15 protein-coding genes are annotated in these 16,407 nt (G+C 70.6%); 7 read left to right on the top strand and 8 right to left on the bottom strand.

Going from position 1 to position 16,407, the window contains the following annotated elements; translation table 11 throughout:
- The first annotated feature begins 74 nt into the window (after nucleotides 1-74).
- From pdhA to SROS_RS43335, 4 genes are all read left to right on the top strand, one after another.
- Nucleotides 75-1,166, top strand: a complete 1,092-nt coding sequence (gene pdhA, locus SROS_RS43350; protein ID WP_012895332.1) for a pyruvate dehydrogenase (acetyl-transferring) E1 component subunit alpha — start codon at nucleotides 75-77, stop codon at nucleotides 1,164-1,166.
- Nucleotides 1,163-2,146: an alpha-ketoacid dehydrogenase subunit beta gene (locus SROS_RS43345; protein WP_012895331.1), complete on the top strand. Its 984-nt coding sequence runs from the start codon at nucleotides 1,163-1,165 to the stop codon at nucleotides 2,144-2,146. The genes pdhA and SROS_RS43345 overlap by 4 nt, the downstream gene beginning before the upstream one ends.
- Before the next feature lie 13 nt (nucleotides 2,147-2,159).
- Nucleotides 2,160-3,608 (top strand): dihydrolipoamide acetyltransferase family protein, encoded by a 1,449-nt coding sequence (locus SROS_RS43340; protein WP_012895330.1) that lies wholly within the window; start codon nucleotides 2,160-2,162, stop codon nucleotides 3,606-3,608.
- Nucleotides 3,609-4,124: 516 nt separating this feature from the next.
- On the top strand, nucleotides 4,125-6,020 hold the full coding sequence (locus SROS_RS43335; protein ID WP_245564496.1) for an ABC transporter ATP-binding protein: 1,896 nt from the start codon (nucleotides 4,125-4,127) through the stop codon (nucleotides 6,018-6,020).
- Nucleotides 6,021-6,518: 498 nt separating this feature from the next.
- Here the strand turns inward: SROS_RS43335 and SROS_RS48435 are convergent, their stop codons facing one another.
- Nucleotides 6,519-6,821, bottom strand: coding sequence for a hypothetical protein (locus SROS_RS48435; protein ID WP_012895328.1), 303 nt, complete (start codon nucleotides 6,819-6,821; stop codon nucleotides 6,519-6,521).
- A 269-nt stretch (nucleotides 6,822-7,090) separates the two neighbouring features.
- Between SROS_RS48435 and SROS_RS43325 the strand changes: the two genes are divergently transcribed.
- Nucleotides 7,091-7,384: a Dabb family protein gene (locus SROS_RS43325; RefSeq protein ID WP_012895327.1), complete on the top strand. Its 294-nt coding sequence runs from the start codon at nucleotides 7,091-7,093 to the stop codon at nucleotides 7,382-7,384.
- On the opposite strand, the gene SROS_RS43320 is transcribed toward SROS_RS43325, so the two are convergent.
- The 4 genes from SROS_RS43320 to SROS_RS43305 all read right to left on the bottom strand — a co-directional run bounded on the left by SROS_RS43320 (nucleotide 7,381) and on the right by SROS_RS43305 (nucleotide 10,471).
- Entirely contained in the window at nucleotides 7,381-7,605 is a 225-nt protein-coding gene (locus tag SROS_RS43320; RefSeq protein WP_012895326.1) for a DUF6458 family protein, read from the bottom strand. The genes SROS_RS43325 and SROS_RS43320 overlap by 4 nt on opposite strands.
- Before the next feature lie 52 nt (nucleotides 7,606-7,657).
- A complete protein-coding gene (locus tag SROS_RS43315; RefSeq protein WP_012895325.1) occupies nucleotides 7,658-8,878 on the bottom strand; it encodes an adenylosuccinate synthetase in 1,221 nt (406 codons plus the stop codon).
- Nucleotides 8,875-9,831, bottom strand: coding sequence for a hypothetical protein (locus SROS_RS43310; RefSeq protein WP_012895324.1), 957 nt, complete (start codon nucleotides 9,829-9,831; stop codon nucleotides 8,875-8,877). Before SROS_RS43310 ends, SROS_RS43315 begins: the two co-directional genes overlap by 4 nt.
- Before the next feature lie 118 nt (nucleotides 9,832-9,949).
- Nucleotides 9,950-10,471: a TetR/AcrR family transcriptional regulator gene (locus tag SROS_RS43305; RefSeq protein ID WP_012895323.1), complete on the bottom strand. Its 522-nt coding sequence runs from the start codon at nucleotides 10,469-10,471 to the stop codon at nucleotides 9,950-9,952.
- 103 nt (nucleotides 10,472-10,574) lie between these two features.
- Between SROS_RS43305 and SROS_RS43300 the strand changes: the two genes are divergently transcribed.
- Nucleotides 10,575-11,483 carry an LLM class F420-dependent oxidoreductase gene (locus SROS_RS43300; protein ID WP_012895322.1) on the top strand — a complete coding sequence of 303 codons (909 nt, stop codon included), beginning with the start codon at nucleotides 10,575-10,577 and terminating at the stop codon, nucleotides 11,481-11,483.
- A gap of 89 nt (nucleotides 11,484-11,572) precedes the next feature.
- Here the strand turns inward: SROS_RS43300 and SROS_RS43295 are convergent, their stop codons facing one another.
- Together SROS_RS43295 and SROS_RS43290 are read right to left on the bottom strand one after the other, a co-directional pair.
- A complete protein-coding gene (locus SROS_RS43295; RefSeq protein ID WP_012895321.1) occupies nucleotides 11,573-12,529 on the bottom strand; it encodes a lipopolysaccharide kinase InaA family protein in 957 nt (318 codons plus the stop codon).
- Complete coding sequence (locus tag SROS_RS43290; protein ID WP_012895320.1) at nucleotides 12,526-13,260, bottom strand: NUDIX hydrolase; 735 nt, start codon at nucleotides 13,258-13,260, stop codon at nucleotides 12,526-12,528. The genes SROS_RS43295 and SROS_RS43290 overlap by 4 nt, the downstream gene beginning before the upstream one ends.
- Before the next feature lie 229 nt (nucleotides 13,261-13,489).
- Here SROS_RS43290 and blaOXA point away from each other — a divergent pair, with 229 nt between their 5' ends.
- Nucleotides 13,490-14,398 carry a class D beta-lactamase gene (blaOXA, locus tag SROS_RS43285; RefSeq protein WP_012895319.1) on the top strand — a complete coding sequence of 303 codons (909 nt, stop codon included), beginning with the start codon at nucleotides 13,490-13,492 and terminating at the stop codon, nucleotides 14,396-14,398.
- A gap of 150 nt (nucleotides 14,399-14,548) precedes the next feature.
- On the opposite strand, the gene SROS_RS43280 is transcribed toward blaOXA, so the two are convergent.
- The gene (locus SROS_RS43280; protein ID WP_012895318.1) at nucleotides 14,549-16,372 is read right to left on the bottom strand and encodes an acyl-CoA dehydrogenase; all 1,824 of its coding nucleotides are present in this window, start codon (nucleotides 16,370-16,372) and stop codon (nucleotides 14,549-14,551) included.
- Between the last annotated feature and the right edge of the window lie 35 nt (nucleotides 16,373-16,407).

Below are 16,407 nucleotides of genomic sequence, written 5' to 3'. Positions count from 1 at the left end.
TCGGATGCGTCGCTAACCGGCCGCACGGTGATGGCGAACCCATCCAGGCGGCCCCGAGCACACAGGAGCGGCACGTGACAGCCGACGCCCCTCATGGTGCGGAAGCACCCCCGGAGCTCGTCCAGTTGCTGACCCCCGAAGGGGAACGGGTCGAGCATCCCGACTACGACATCGACCTGACACCCGAGGAGATCCGCGGCCTCTACCGGGACCTGGTCCTGGTCCGCCGCGTCGATCTGGAGGCCGTGGCCCTGCAGCGCCAGGGCGAGCTGGGCATCTGGGCGTCCCTGCTCGGCCAGGAGGCCGCGCAGATCGGCTCGGGCCGGGCATTGGCCGAGACGGACATGGCCTTCCCGACCTACCGCGAGCACGGTGTGGCATGGTGCCGGGGCGTCGACCCGGTGAACCTGCTCGGCCTGTTCCGCGGCGTCAACCACGGCGGCTGGGATCCGGCCGAGCACAACTTCCACCTGTACACGATCGTGATCGGCAGCCAGACCCTGCACGCGGTCGGCTACGCCATGGGCGTCCAGCGCGACAGCGCCGAGGCCGCCACGATCGTCTACTTCGGGGACGGCGCCACCTCCCAGGGCGACGTGAACGAGTCGTTCATCTGGGCGTCGGTGTTCAACGCGCCCGTGGTGTTCTTCTGCCAGAACAACCAGTGGGCCATCTCCGAGCCCCTGGAGAAGCAGTCCCGCATCCCGCTGTACCGCCGGGCGAGCGGCTTCGGCTTCCCCGGCGTCCGGGTCGACGGCAACGACGTCCTCGCCTGCCTCGCCGTCACCCGCAAGGCGCTCGCCGACGCCAGGTCCGGGCAGGGGCCGATGCTGATCGAGGCCTTCACCTACCGGATGGGCGCGCACACCACCTCCGACGACCCGACCCGTTACCGGGTGGCCGGGGAGCTGGAGGCGTGGAAGCTCAAGGACCCCATCGAGCGGGTCCGCGCCTACATGTTCAAAAACCAGCTCGCCGACCAGGAGTTCTTCGACGCGATCGACGCCGAGGCCGATGATCTGGGCCGGGACGTGCGTAAACGCTGTCTCGCGCTGCCGGATCCCGAGCCGCTGGCCATCTTCGACCACGTCTACGCGGAGCCGCACCGGCTGATGGACGAGGAGCGCGCCCAGTTCGCGGCCTACCTGGAGGGGTTCGAGGGATGAGCACTCTCACGCTGGCGAAGGCACTCAACGAGGGCATGCGCAAGGCCATGGAGGACGACCCCAAGGTCCTCATCATGGGCGAGGACGTGGGCAAGCTCGGTGGCGTGTTCCGCGTCACCGACGGGCTGCAGAAGGACTTCGGCGAGCAGCGGGTCATCGACACGCCGCTGGCCGAGTCGGGCATCATCGGCACGGCGATCGGGCTCGCGCTCCGGGGGTACCGCCCGGTCTGCGAGATCCAGTTCGACGGGTTCGTCTTCCCCGCCGCCGACCAGATCATCACCCAGCTCGCCAAGATGCCGCTGCGGTCGCTGGGGAAGGTGAGGCTGCCGGTCGTGGTGCGGATCCCGTGCGGCGGCGGAATCGGCGCCGTGGAGCACCACAGCGAGTCGCCCGAGGCCTACTTCACCCACACCGCGGGCCTGCGGGTGGTGGCCTGCTCCAACCCCGCCGACGCCTACACGATGATCCAGCAGGCGATCCGGTGCGACGACCCGGTGGTCTTCTTCGAGCCCAAGCGGCGCTACTGGGAGAAGGCCGAGGTGGACACCTCCGCCGCCCCCGACGGCTGGACGCCCTTCGACCAGGCCCAGGTGGTACGGCCGGGCACGGACCTCACCGTGCTGGCGTACGGGCCGATGGTCAAGACCTGCCTGGAGGCGGCGGCGGCGGCCGAGGAGGACGGCCGGTCCCTGGAGGTGGTGGACCTGCGCTCGCTCAACCCGCTGGACATCGCGCGGGTCACCGAGTCGGTCCGCAAGACAGGGCGCTGCGTCGTGGTGCACGAGGCGCCGGTCTACAACGGCTTCGGCGCCGAGGTGGCCGCCCGCGTCACCGAGACCTGCTTCTACAACCTGGAGGCGCCCGTGCTGCGCATCGGCGGGCCGTCCACCCCCTACCCGCCCTCCAGGCTGGAGGACCACTACCTGCCCGACCTGGACCGGGTCCTCGACGCCGTCGACCGCGCGTTCGCGTTCTGAGAGGGAGGAGACGATGAAGCAGTTCAAGCTCCCCGACGTGGGTGAAGGCCTGACCGAGGCGGAGATCGTCCGCTGGCACGTGAAGGCCGGCGACCCCGTCAAGGTCAACCAGATCATCGTGGAGATCGAGACCGCCAAGGCCGTCGTCGAGCTGCCCTGCCCGTTCGAGGGCGTGGTGGCGGCCCTGATGGCCGACGAGGGCGAGACCGTGGACGTCGGCAGGCCGATCATCTCGGTCGACGACGGGACCGGCACGGACCCCGCTCCCTCCGCCGCCCCCGGCCCCGCCCCCGAACGCGGGCAGGCCCTGGCCGAGGACATGGTGCCCGCCCTCCCGAAGGAGGAGCGCCAGCCGGTCCTGGTGGGCTACGGCGTCAAGATGGGCGCGGCCAAACGCCGTCCCCGCAAATCGGCGCCCACCCCGCCCGCGGGCTCGCCGGCTCCGCGGAGCGTCCAGCCGTCCGCGCGGGAGGACGCCGGGCCCGCCGCCGGCGAGGCCGCCGGGCCGTTCACCGGGGAGAGCGCCGCGCCCTCCGTGCGGGAGGACGCCCGGGAGAACGGGACTGCCGCCGGTGCCGCGCCCGCCTCCGGGGGACGCGTCGCGACGCTGGCCAAGCCTCCCGTGCGGAAGCTGGCCAAGGATCTCGGAGTCGACCTGACCACGCTCACCGGGAGCGGCCCGCAGGGCTCGATCACCCGGGACGACGTCCAGTCGGCGGTCGGGGCGGTCTCCGCTCCGGTTGCGGTGCCGGCCGTACGGGCGGGTGAGGAGCGGATCCCGGTCAAGGGTGTGCGCAGGGCGACCGCGCAGGCCATGGTGGCCTCGGCGTTCACCGCGCCGCATGTCACCGAGTTCCTCCAGGTGGACGTCACCGAGACCATGGACGCGGTCGGGCGGCTGCGACGGTTGCCCGACTTCGCCGAGGTCAAGGTGTCGCCGTTGCTCCTGGTGGCGAAGGCGGTGCTCGTCGCCGCGCGCCGGTATCCGATGATCAACTCGGCGTGGGACGAGGCCGCGCAGGAGATCGTGGTCAAGCACTACGTGAACCTGGGCATCGCCGCGGCCACCCCGCGCGGCCTGCTCGTCCCCAACGTCAAGGACGCCCACGCGATGTCCCTCCCGGACCTCGCCAGGGCCCTCGGCGCCCTCGCCGAGACCGCCCGTGCGGGCCGCACCCAGCCCGCCGACATGGCCGGCGGCACGATCACGATCACCAATGTGGGCGTGTTCGGGGTGGACGCGGGCACTCCGATCCTCAACCCCGGGGAGTCGGTCATCCTGGCCTTCGGGCAGGTCAGGGACATGCCGTGGGTGGTGGACGGGCAGATCGTGCCACGCAGGGTCTGCACGCTGGCGCTGTCGTTCGACCACCGGGTCGTGGACGGGGAGCTCGGCTCGCTCTTCCTCCGTGACGTCGGCGCCATGCTGGAGGACCCGCTCCGCATGCTCGCCTGGAACTGAAACCGCAGAAGTCGCGAGCCCGCTCCCCGGAGGGAGCGGGCTCGCGTGGTTCCAGGACGCCCGCGTCCGCCCAGGGCTCCTCCGCCGGTGCTCCGGAGCGCCTTCCCCATTTGGCGTTCATTTACCGACTCGCCGTTTCCAGGTTTCCTTATGGAGAACTTATGAGGTTCGCGGGGGGCTCGGGGCGATCGTCCGGCGCGTTCGGCGATGGCCTTTCATTGGATCAGGGAGACTCTCTCCTGGTGGTTTTCCGGGGCGCGCTTTGAATAACGTCCCCTTGCTTGGGCGTTCCGTGGCCCACCGGTGACAGGTGCGAAGGAGCTGGTCCACCCTCTCCGGGAGGCACATTGGAATGGCCGGTTAAAAGATCTCAAATCCGCGTCGAGCCCGGAGATTGATGCGCATATGGGTGATATTGTCGTAATTGGCAAGTCCGCGAAAGAACGGTCAGAAGGGAAAGTCAATGAGACTGGACAAGTTCTTCCCGGCTAACCGCGCTCCGCTTGGTTGGGGCGGATGCCGTCGTCGTCGTCGCTGCGGATGCGGCGGCGGCTGGGGCGGCGGCTGGGGCGGCGGCTGGTGGTGGTAGCAAAGTCAGACGAGAACCGGCGGGTCACCCGCCGGTTCTCCTTTGCGACCCCCTCGCCGGACGGAGCCGGACCGGTAGGGGACCTCCCGTCCCCGATCGCGCCGGCGGTCTCCATCCGGGACGCCTTCCGGCGGTTCTGGCCCTGCACCCGCGGCGTCCGCAGGTTTTTCGTGGTCGGCGTCGTGCTGGCGATCGTGGCGGCCCTCTGCGAGGTCAGCGCGATCTGGCTGTTCGGGCGCATCACCGACGAGGTCCTCAGCGACCAGAACATGGGAGCGTTCTGGACACCCGCGTTCACCTGGCTCGGCCTCGTGGTCATCGCGGGCCTGGCCTCCTTCGTGGGTTCCTACGCCACGGCCCTGGGCGGGGAGCGCTTCCTGCTGCGGTTACGGGACAGGGTGTTCTCCCACATCCAGACGCTCACCCCCGACTTCTTCGACAACCGCCGGCTGGGCGACCTGATGGCCCGGCTCACCGACGACATCGAAGCCATCGAGGAACTGGTCGGCTCCGGCGTGGTCCGGCTCCTCACGACGGTCGCCAGCGTGGTCTTCTTCGCCGGGGCGGCCTTCTACATCCGGTGGGATCTCGCGCTGGTGACGTTCGCGATGGTCCCGGCGTTCCTGATCGTCTCCAAGGTTTTCGCGTCGAAGTTCAGGACCGTCGCCGCCCGGGAGCGGCTCAGCAACGGAGCCATGAACAGCGTCATCGAGGAGGGCCTGGCCAACCAGTCCCTCGTCCAGGCCTACAACCGCCAGGAGGCCGAGGCGGATCGGCTGCACGCCGAGGGCCACACCTGGCTACGGGCCAACGTGTCCCAGGCCCGGCTGTCCGCGCTGTACGGGCCGGTCGTCCAGGTCATCGAGACCATCTGCCTGCTGGTCGTCATCGGCTTCGGCGCGTGGGAGATCGCGGCCGGCCGGCTCACCATCGGCGGGCTGCTCGCCTTCGCCGCCTACCTCGCCTACCTCTATCCGGCGGTGCAGAGCCTCGGGCAGATCGCGCTCACCGTCTCCGAGGCCGCGGCGGGCTCCGACCGCGTCATCGAGATCCTGCGGACCCGGCCCGCTGTCACCGACCGGGCCGGGGCGGTTCCCATGGCCGGGCGGAGCCGTGGCCGGATCGAGTTCGCCGAGGTCGGCTTCACCTATCCGAACCGGACCAGTCCCACGCTGCGGAATCTGTCCTTCCGCGCGGAGCCGGGCGAACTGATCGTCTGCACCGGGCCCAGTGGCGCGGGCAAATCCACCCTCACCAAACTCCTGCTGCGGTTCTACGACCCCACCGCCGGGCGCATCCTTCTCGACGGAGTCGACATCCGGGACCTGCCGCGCCGGTCGCTGCGCGACAACATCACCATCCTCCAGCAGGAGAACCTGCTCTTCTCCGGGACCGTGCGCGACAACATCGCCTACGGCCGTCCCGGCTCAAGCATGGACGACATCGTCCGGGCCGCCGTCCTGGCGGACGTGCACGACTTCATCGGCACGCTCCCCCGGAAATACGACACGCCCATCGGCCAACGCGGCCGGCTCCTGTCCGGCGGGCAGCGCCAGCGCATCGCCATCGCCCGGGCGATCCTGCGCGACGCCCCGGTGCTCGTGCTCGACGAACCGATGACCGGACTCGACTCCCTCACCGCGGCACGGATCATGGAGCCTCTCCGGCTGCTCATGTCCGGCCGCACGACCATCCTCATCACCCACGATCTCCGCCTCATCCCCGAAACGGCGCACACGATCGTCCTCGGCGACGCGCGGAGCCCGGGCCGTACGGAGGTCAGGCTCTCCAGGCGCCGCAGCGCGGCCCCTCGCCCGGTCTGAGGGCCCGCACCCGACGGGCGCAGGCAGGGAAAGGCGCCCTCCGCCGGACGGGTCCTTCGCCGGACGTGGTTCTCTGTCGGATGGGTGTTTCGTCGGACGTGGTTCTCTGTCGGACGGGTGTTTCGTCGGACATGGTTCCCCGTCGGACGGGTGCTCCGCTGGCCCGGCTCTCCGCCGGACGGGTCCTCCGTCCGGCGGGTTCTCCGTTGAAAACGGCTTTCGGCTGGAACCGCCCTCCGGCGGACCGGGTCTGCCGGAGGCGCTCCCAAAGGCTCGGGAAAACAGGCTCGGGAAAACGCGGTGAGCCCGCTCCCCGAAAGGAGCGGGCTCGCAGCGGAGGCGAATGGACCCGTCCGTTCTCGCCCCAGATGAGGGTCTGCCGGAAAACGTTCCCGGTATCATCCGGCCCGGCCTTTCTCGGCCCGGCCGGATGACAAACGTGTTCTCGCCCCGGCCGCTCGTGGTCCTATGACGGGCGGCGGGCTGTCCGCCTCCGGCCTACCACCAGCCGCCACCCCAGCCGCTGCCCCAACCGCCCCAGCCCCGTCCGCCCCCGCCGCCGCCCCAGCCCCAGCCTCGGCCGCCGCCGCCCCAGCCACAGCCTCCGCCGCAGCGGCAGCAGCGGCGTCTCCAGCAACCGCAACCCGTGACGACGTTCGTGGCCGTGGTGGCGGCCTGGGAGGCCTGGGTCGATACCGCGGGTTTGACCGAGGCCTGTGCGGAACCTGCCACGAGTGCTCCGGCGAAGAGCCCCGCGCCCATCATGCTCGCGATGAACGAGGCGGCAGTTTTGGTTTTCATGCGATCCTCCGGGTTTCACGCGAAGACGGATCCGTCCTCATGGATTGCTGGACAATCCACAGACTGCCGGAGGGGGAGCGATCAAGACACCGCAAAGCACTTATGCTTTGGCAAAGCACCACAGAGCTGTATAAATAAGAAATAAATTACGATATCGGCGCATTTCAGGACAAAGAGTCCTACCCACGCTAAAGGTGATTTAGTCCCCGCCGCCGGGTCTCCGCGGGCGTGGCCGTACGCTGGCTGGGAACTCGAACGAAGGGAAGATCATGTTCCGGCATGTCGTGCTTTTCACCTGGGCCGAAGGGGCCACCGACGAGCAGAAGGCCGCGGTCGCGACCGAGCTCGGCAAGTTGCCGGAGATCATCACGGAGATGCGCGCCTACGCCGTCGGCGCCGACGCGGGCGTGAACCCGGGCAACCACGAGTTCGCGGTCGTCGCGGACTTCGACAGCCTCGACGACTACCTGGTCTACCGTGACCACCCGGCGCACCAGGCCGTGATCGCCGAGCACATCAAGCCGATCCTGGCCTCCCGGGCGGCCGTGCAGTACGCCTTCTAGATGTCCGGAGGGTTGTTCTCGCGGTGCATCAGGCGATCCTCCGACGTCTGCCCGCGCTTGGGGGCCAGTACGACGCTCAACACGATCCCGACGGCGCCGACGATCATGAAGATCAGGCCGATGACGTCGATGTGCACATTCTCGCCCAGGACGTCGGGCTCGATGGCGAAGCGGAGGATGGCGCCGAGCGTGAGAAAGAAGATGCTTACCCCGACACCCATCAAGTCCTCCGGACGCGAGTAATGGTCAGGTAAAGGGAACGTACGTGGGTGGTCATACCCTTTCGGGGGCGATCACACTACTCAGGCGCGTCTTGTCTGCGGCGGTGGGTCCGGCCGAGCCCAGCCAGACCGGGACCCCCAGGGCGTCGGCGACGGCCGCCGGCCAGTCGCCGGCGCCGATGCCGTCGGTGTAGCGGGGGCGCGCCCTCAGCACCCGCCGGGTCAGTTCGGCCTGCGCGCCGAGGTCACCCGCCGTCCCCGCCGCGAGCTCGCCGATGTCGTAGGAGACGCACATCCGCGACACCGGCGCGTCCAGGTGGGTGAGCGCGAGCGCGTCGGCCCCGCCCGCGACCGCCAGCGCGTAACGGTGGGCCACCGCGTCGAAGTGGCCGGCCCGGAAGGGCCCCTGCCATGGCCCCGTCGCGTTGTGGGCCTCGTCGATCTCCAGCGTCGGGTCCTCGGTGACCAGCGGGCCGGGCCCGTGTCGGGGGGTGTAGGTGCGCAGCACGCCCAGCCGTACGGCGGGCACCCCGTCGAGCAGGGCCAGCGCGTTGGCGAAGGTCGTCGTGCTCCAGGTCGTGTAGGGGTGGAAGCCGTGCCACTCGTCGAGCAGCACGCCCTGCGCCCCCTCGAAGACCACCGGACGCCTGCGCAGCAGGGCGGCCGTGAACGTGGAGTCCACGAGGATCACCCGCTCGGCGAACGCCCGGTAGGCCGCGACGCAGTCCTCCACCGGAGGCCCGGTCACCCTCAGCGCCTCGCGGAGCGCGTGCAGCTTGCGCGCGAGCAGTGCCGGGTTCTCGCAGTCGCCGGCGGTCGGCCCGAGACCCGGATGGTCCAGGGCGTAGGCCATGGTCTCGCCGATGCCCATCCCGCACGACCCGTGCCGGTCGTCCCCGCGCGCCAGCTCCCGTGCCCGGCCCGCCGCCACGTGGTACGGCGTGGCGAGCAGGGCGTCCCGATCCACGGTGAGCAGCCCGAACGGGTCGGGCACGCCCAGCTCGCTCAGGTGCGCGGCCTCCGAGGCCAGGGCGAGCGGGTCCACGACCATGAAGCGGGACAGGTGGGTCGGCACCCCCCGGAGCGTCCCCGACCCGAACTGGGCGAACGTGTGGTGCCGCCCGTCGGGAAGGACGACGTTGTGGGCCGCCTGCCCGCCCCCGTTGAACCTGACGACCGCCTGGACGGGCCCCTGGGCGCAGAGCCAGTCCACGACCGTGCCCTTCCCGGCGTCGCCGTACCCGAGGTCGGCCACGATCACGTGCTCGTTCACAGCCGGATCACGCCGCTGTCGCCACCGAGGCCGAGGTCCTCGGCCACCACCAGCGCGCCCCGGTCCAGCCTTGCCAGGGCCTTGCCCACCGCGGCGCCCGCCGTCGAGCCCAGCTCGTCGAGATCGTTCAGCCCCTGGTCCAGGTCGATGGCGTCCTCGCCGAGGCCGACCGTCAGCGCGATCGTCTCGCAGACCGCGTCCAGGTCGTCCAGCTCCAGCACGTTCTGGCCGAGCAGCTCACGCCAGGCGGCCAGTGTCCGCCGGTCGCCGGCGTAGCTGGTCCCGGCGGGGAGGATGTAGTAGACGTCGTACATCCTGGTCAGCTCGGCGACGATCTCCTCGGTCGTGACGTCCCGCGCGAGCCGGTCGCCGATCACCGCGCCGACCTCGCGGCGCTTGACCTTGGGGTAGGGCAGCTCGTCGCCGATGATGAACAGATAGCCCCGGCGTCCGCGCTTCTCGAAGCAGTCGAGCGAGGTGTGCCGGGCCATGAAGTACATCGCCAGCTCGTACGACTCGGTCCGCTGGCCGCCGCCTCCGCCCTCCAGCAGGATCCTGCCGAGGTCCTCGTCCATCCGGTTGTCGGACTCGAACTGGCCGATCTGCAGCGGGGCCCGGTCGCAGGTGGCGTCGCCGATCGCGCCGAAGAGGATCTGCGGGTCGGCCGCGTAGCCCTTGCGGAGCAGCAGGCCGAGCAGGTCGGGAAGCTTGCTCTGGAGCGTGCGGGGCACCCCGCCCATCGAGCCGGTCACGTCGAACAGGACGGCGACGGCCACGGTCTCGGGGTGCTCGTCGGAGTCACGGCTCTCCCGGGCCGCCACGCCGTACGGGTTGAGATCGTCGTGCACGGCGCGCGCGCCGCTGTCGCTGTAGGCGAAGGCGCTGGTGCCCTTGGCGGCGCGGTAGCCCGCGGCGGCGGTGTAGACGTCGGTGGACCAGATTCCGCTTCCCATGGGGGTCTCCTGGGGTCGTCCTTCACAAGTTTTTCTCAAGTAGAGACAATCTCAGTATGAGAATAACTGTGGGCCGCGTCAACCCCTCCGTGTGTTCCGCCCTCTCAGCCTCGGCGGGTCAGCGCTTGAGGCCGTCGAGTATCACGGTGGTCAGATGGTCGTCGACGCGTGCCCCCGGGCGGCAGACGGCCACGTTGAGCAGCTCGACGATCTCGCGCGGCGGGATGTCCGGGCGCAGCGTCCCCTCCTGCTGGGCCTGTCCCAGGAGGTGTTCGAGCCGGGCGTTGACGTCGTGCTCCATCTCCCGCAGCTCGGGGTTCGCCGGCGTGGCGGCCAGCAGCGTCTTGATCAGTGCCAGGGGCAGCTCGACGCACTGCTCCACGATCCGGCGGAGGACCTGCCACCGCGGAGTGTCCTCCGCGACGGCGGCCCGGGTGAACGTCTGGAGCCGGCCCAGTGCGTCGAGGGCGATGGCCTCCAGTAGCGCCTGCCGGTCGGGGAAGTGGCGGTAGAGCGTGCCGACGCCGAGTCCGGCCGCGCGGGCGATCTCCTCCATCGACACGCCCGCCCCGGACTCGGTGAACAGGTCGAGCGCGGTCGTGACGATGAGCTCGCGGTTGCGTCGCGCGTCGGCCCGCACGGAGACCCCTCTCCATCGGATCCCGATCAAACGGAATCACAGGTTCAGATTAGTGTAGCGTGAGCCAACGGAACCGGAAGATCCGCTTCACTTTGGAGGGACCGTGAGGACAGGTCTGTACATCAGCGGCGTCGGGCTGAGCCTGGACGCGATGATCGGGCAGGTGCGCGCCGCGGCGGAGGCCGGGCTCGACAGCGCCTTCTTCAGCCAGCTCACCTCCTGGGACGTGCTCACCGTGCTGGCGCTCAGCGCGCAGCACGTGCCCGGCGTCGACCTGGGGACCGCGGTGGTGCAGACCTACCCCAGGCACCCGCTCGCGCTGGCCGGGCAGGCGCTCACGGCGCAGGCGGCGACCGGCAACCGGCTCACCCTCGGCATCGGGCCGAGCCACCAGCAGATCATCGAGGGGCAGTTCGGCCACTCCTACGACCGGCCCGCCCGGCACGTCCGGGAGTACCTGTCGGCGCTGCGGCCGCTGCTCCGCGGCGAGCACGTCGAATACCGCGGGCAGACCCTCAGCGCGGCGGGGCAGGTCGACGTGCCCGGCGCGGAACCGCCCTCGGTGCTGATCTCCGCGCTCGGACCGGTCATGCTGCGCGTCGCCGGCGAGCTCGCCGACGGGACGGTGACCGTGTGGGCGGGCCCGGAGACCATCGCCGACCACATCGGACCGGGGATCACCCGCGCCGCCTCGGAGGCGGGGCGGCCCGCTCCCCGGATCGTGGCGACCGTCCTGGCAAGCGTCACCGCCGATCCGGACGGTGTCAGGCGGCAGGTGGACGAGCAGGTCGGGTTCGCCGGCCGGTTCCCCAGTTACCGGGCGCTCCTGGACCGTCAAGGCAAGTCCGGCGTGCACGAGACGGTCATCGCGGGGGACGAGGCCGTCGTGGCGCGGGCGTTCCGGCAGTACGCCGAAGCCGGGGCGACGGAACTGCTGGTGAGCCCGCTCGGCGGTGAGCGGGAGCAGGAGCGGACCCTCGAACTCCTCGCCTCCCTGCGCGACGAGACGTAGCGCCCGGCGTGTGGCGGTGGGGTGGCGCCCGGCCGCCGCCTGGCGGCCGGTCCCCGCCGAGGCCGCAGGGGCGGGCCGGCGGGCGGGGGTCACAGGTGGAGGGGCCGGTATTTCCTGGGGCCGTACAGATCGTCGAGCAGTTCGTCGAGCTCGCCGAGGAGTCCCCAGGCGTCGTGGGGCGGACCCGCCAGGCTCCCCCGGACGAAGCGGCGGATCGGGGCCGGGGCGCCGTCGCCCATGAGGGCGGCGACGCAGCGGGTGGCGAGCCGGATGTCGAGGGCCTGGGTCGCCGGTCCTCCGGCGAGGACCTCGGGCGGGTAGTCGTCGCGGTGCCGGGCCACCAGGGCGGTCAGCGGGCTGCCGAGCGGCACCGACTGGCTCCAGTCGACGAGCACCAGGCCGTGGTCGATCGGGTGGACCAGCACGTGGTGCCCGAACACCGCGCCGTGCACCACACCCGCCCGGTGGGCCATCCCGATCGCGACCAGCAGCCGCCGCCAGATCCACGCCACGTCCCTCGGGTCGAGCACCGGCCGCAGCCGGGTGATCTCCGTCAGGCTCATGAAGCCGTCCGGCGCGCGGCTGATCACGTTGGCCTGCCGCTCGACCCCGCCCGAGCGGTGCCGGAAGGAATCCACCAGCCGGGGCACGTACGGCAGGAGCAACGGGTCGCCCTCCCGCGTGACCGTCGCGAGCGCCTGCGCCTCGCGCCTCATCAGGTCGTTGTCCGCGTGACTGCGCGGGAGCTTGAGCAGCGCGTCGTCGTCGCAGCCGTACAGCACGGCCGAGGCGCCGCGCCGGAACACGCCGCCGACCCGGTGGGTCCCCCGCCTGGTGGTGATCACTGTCTCGGTGTCCCGGCCCCGGGCCGCCCACAGCTCCGAGAGCCTGGCGAAGGCCTCGGCGGCGTCCGGTCCGGAGGCGAGGTCGGGGTGGAGCAGCCGCGCCAGCCGCCGGTATGCCCGGTGTGGCGCGTCCCCGCCGAACAGGTCGTCCGGTGTGCGGGCGCCGGACACCAGGGCGACCGCCTCGGCCGTGGTGGTCATCCGGCCTCCCCTTCGCGGGCGGGCCGCAGCAGCGCGGGGTGCAGGAGCCGTGCGTCGCCGGCCCGGTAGAGCCTGGCCCGGGGGCCGCCCCGGGTCCCGCCGCTCTCGGTGGTCTGCCCGGTTCCCTCCACGAATCCGGGCACCGACAGGACCTTGCGGTGGAAGTTGCCCGCGTGCAGCGGCACGCCCCAGACCGTTTCGTAGACGCCGCGCAGTTCGGTGATCGTGAACGTCTCGTCCACGAACGTGGTGGCCAGCGGGGTGTACTCCAGCTTGGCCCGCGCCCGTTCCAGTCCTTCGCCGAGGATGCGGTCGTGGTCGAAGGCCAGCTCCGGCAGCCGGTCGATCCGCCGCCAGGCGGCGTCCGCCGCGTCCGAGCCGGCGCGGGGATCGGGAAGGCGGGGGGCGAAGGCGAGGTAGGAGACCGACACGATCCGCATCCGGGGGTCCCGCCCGGGGGCCCCGTAGCTGGCGAGTTGCTCGATGTGCACGCGTGGGGCGAGACCGGTCTCCTCGGCCAGCTCCCGCGCCGCGGCCTCCGGCAGATCCTCGTCCGGCCGGATGAACCCCCCGGGCAGCGCCCACCGTCCCGCGTGGGGCTGCTCGCCCCGCTCGACCAGCAGCACGTGCAGCGCGCCCTCGCGGATGGTCAGCGCCACCACGTCGACCGTCACCGCGACCGCGGGGAAGGCCCGGGGGTCGTAGCTCGCCAGGAACTCGGAATCGTCCATCGCATGTCCTCCACACCAAGATGTTCTCATTATGAGAATAACAATTCTCGCATGTCAACGTCCCCGGCGGTTCCGGAGGTCGATCGAGCGCTCCTTCCTCCGGAGCATATGGGCCTGGCCAGTATGAATATCCATTTCGATATTTATGGTCCTTCCATATCGATATTGGACATGACATGGACCGCTCTGGTCTGCTCTTCCGGTGAAGATCGAGAGCAAGGAGCCTGGCATGCAGCATTCCTCCGACTCCGCCCGCCGGCGGCGGGTCCGGACGACACTGGGCGTCGCCGTCCTGACGGCGTCCGCGCTGTTCGGCGGGACCGCCGCCCACGGCGCCGCGGGTCCTTCCGGCGGCGGGACCGCCGCCGCCGGGACCGCGGCGGCGCAGTCCGCGGTCCAGCAGCGGACGATCGTCCGGGACGACCTGCAGGCGCTGTTCCGCCAGGCGGGGGTGCGCGGCACGTTCGCCCTCCTGGATGTGAAGACCGGGCAGACCACGGTGGTCGACCGGCGCAGGGCGGAGCAGCGGCTGATCCCCGCGTCCACCTTCAAGGTCCCGCACGCCCTGATCGCGCTGGAGACCGGTGCCGTCAAGGACGAGAACGAGGTGATCCCGTACGGAGGAAAGCCGCAGCCGTTCCCGGAGTGGGAGCAGGACATGAACCTGCGCGACGCGATCCGGGTGTCCAACGTCCCCGTCTTCCAGACGCTCGCCCGGCGGATCGGCGTCAAGCGGGAGAAGCAGTGGGTGAACCGGCTCGGTTACGGCAACCGCCAGATCGGCTCCGTGGTCGACCAGTTCTGGCTTGAGGGCCCGCTGGAGATCTCGGCGACGGAGCAGACCCGCTTCCTGTCGCGGATGGCCCGCGGGCAGCTGCCGGCCTCCCAGCGCAACCAGCGGACGGTGCGCGAGCTGCTGAAGATCGAGGAGAAGGACGGCTACACCCTGTACGCCAAGACCGGCTGGGGCATGTCCACCAAGCCGGGCATCGGCTGGTGGGTGGGCTGGATCGAGCGCGGCGACCGGCTCTACACCTTCGCGCTCAACATCGACGTCAACGCCGACGAGGACACCAAGAAGCGGATCCCGCTCGCCCGCGAGCTGCTGAGCCGCCTCGGCGCACTCCCGGCCGCCTGAGCGGAGCGCCCCCCTCACGCCCGCGGGCCGTACGGCGAGCCGTGAGGCCGTACGGCCCGCGGGCGGGAGAACGGCCGAGGGGCGGCCCTGTGAGACAGGGCCGCCCCTCGGTGTCGCCTGCCGCGGGAGCAGGTGGCCGGGTGGAAAAGGTCAGAAGGCCTCTTCGGGGAGCTCCATCAGGTCCTGGTTGGTGGCGGCCAGCACGCGGCGCTCCGCGGCGAGGCGGGGCAGGACGGTCTGGGCGAAGAACGAGGCCGCGGCGACCTTGCCGGTGTAGAAGGCACTGTCGCGGTCGGAGGAGCCCAGCGCGGTCAGCGCCACCTCGGCCTGGCGCAGGAGCAGCCAGCCGATCACCAGGTCGCCCAGGGAGAGCAGGAACCGGGTGGTGTTGAGGCCGACCTTGTAGACCTCCTCCGGCGCGTCCAGCGAGCCGATGGCCCAGCCCGCCAGGGTGTCGGCCATGGCCTTGACCTCGTCCGCGGCCTCGTCGAGGAGCTTGCGCTCCTCCTTGAGGCGGCCGTTGCCGGCCTCGGAGGCGGCGAAGGCCTTGATGTCGCCGTACAGCGTGCCGAGAGCGACGCCCTGGTTGCGCAGGACCTTGCGGAAGAACAGGTCCAGGCCCTGGATCGCCGTCGTGCCCTCGTAGAGGGAGTCGATCTTGGCGTCCCGGATGTACTGCTCGATCGGGTAGTCCTGCAGGTAGCCCGAGCCGCCCAGGGTCTGCAGCGAGCGGGCCAGCAGCTCGTAGGAGCGCTCGGAGCCGACGCCCTTGACCAGCGGGAGCAGCAGGTCGTTCATCGCCTCGGCGTGCTCGTCCCGGCGGCCCTCGAAGGCCGCGATCTGCACCGCGTCCTGGTAGGTGGCGGTGAGCAGGACCAGGGCCCGCATGCCCTCGGCGTACGACTTCTGGAGCATGAGCTCGCGGCGTACGTCCGGGTGGTGGGCGATGGTCACGCGCGGGGCCGACTTGTCGGCCATCTGGGTGAGGTCGGCGCCCTGCACGCGCGTCCTGGCGTACTCCAGGGCGTTCAGGTAGCCGGTGGAGAGCGTGGCGATCGCCTTGGTGCCCACCATCATCCGGGCGTGCTCGATGATCATGAACATCTGCTTGATGCCCTCGTGCACCTCGCCGATCAGCGTGCCCACGGCCGGGTGCTTCTCGCCGAAGGTGAGCTCGCAGGTCGTGGAGACCTTCAGGCCCATCTTCTTCTCGACGTTGGTGACGTAGACGCCGTTGCGCTCGCCGAGCTCGCCGGTCTCCAGGTCCACGTGGTACTTCGAGACCAGGAACATCGACAGGCCCTTGGTGCCCACGCCGTGCCCCTCGGGACGGGCCAGGACCAGGTGGAAGATGTTGTCGGCCATGTCGTGCTCGGCGCTGGTGATGAAGCGCTTGACGCCCTCGATGTGCCAGGTGCCGTCGTCCTGCCGGACGGCCTTCGCGCGGCCGGCGCCCACGTCGGAACCGGCGTCGGGCTCGGTGAGCACCATGGTGGCGCCCCACTGCTTCTCGATGGCCAGCTCGGCGTAGCGCTTCTGCGCCTCGGTGCCGATCACGTGCATCACGTGGGCGAAGGCCGGGCCGCTGGCGTACATCCAGATCGCAGGGTTCGAGCCGAGGACCATCTCGGCCAGCGCCCAGTTCACGCTGTTGGGCAGGCCGGGGCCGTTCAGCTCGGCGGGCAGGCCGAGGTTGGTCCAGCCGGCGTCACGGTAGGCGGCGAAGGACTTCTTGAAGCCCTCCGGCATCGTCACCGTGCTGGTGACGGGGTCGAAGACCGGGGGCTTGCGGTCGCCCTCCTCGAAGGAGTCGGCCAGCACTCCCGTGGCCAGGCGGTTGACCTCGTCGAGGATGGTCCGCACGACATCTTCGTCAAGGTCGGCGTAGGGGCCCGTGCCCAGGACATCCCGGCGCCCGAACACCTCGAAGAGATTGAACTCCAGGTCACGGATGTTGCTCTTGTAGTGGCCCATGGGGTCTGCTCCTTGAAACCGGGGGAAGCCGGGAC

Source organism: Streptosporangium roseum DSM 43021, assembly GCF_000024865.1.
Classification (GTDB): domain Bacteria; phylum Actinomycetota; class Actinomycetes; order Streptosporangiales; family Streptosporangiaceae; genus Streptosporangium; species Streptosporangium roseum.
Note: the sequence above shows the minus strand (reverse complement) of the source record. Positions and strands in the feature narration are given on the sequence as shown.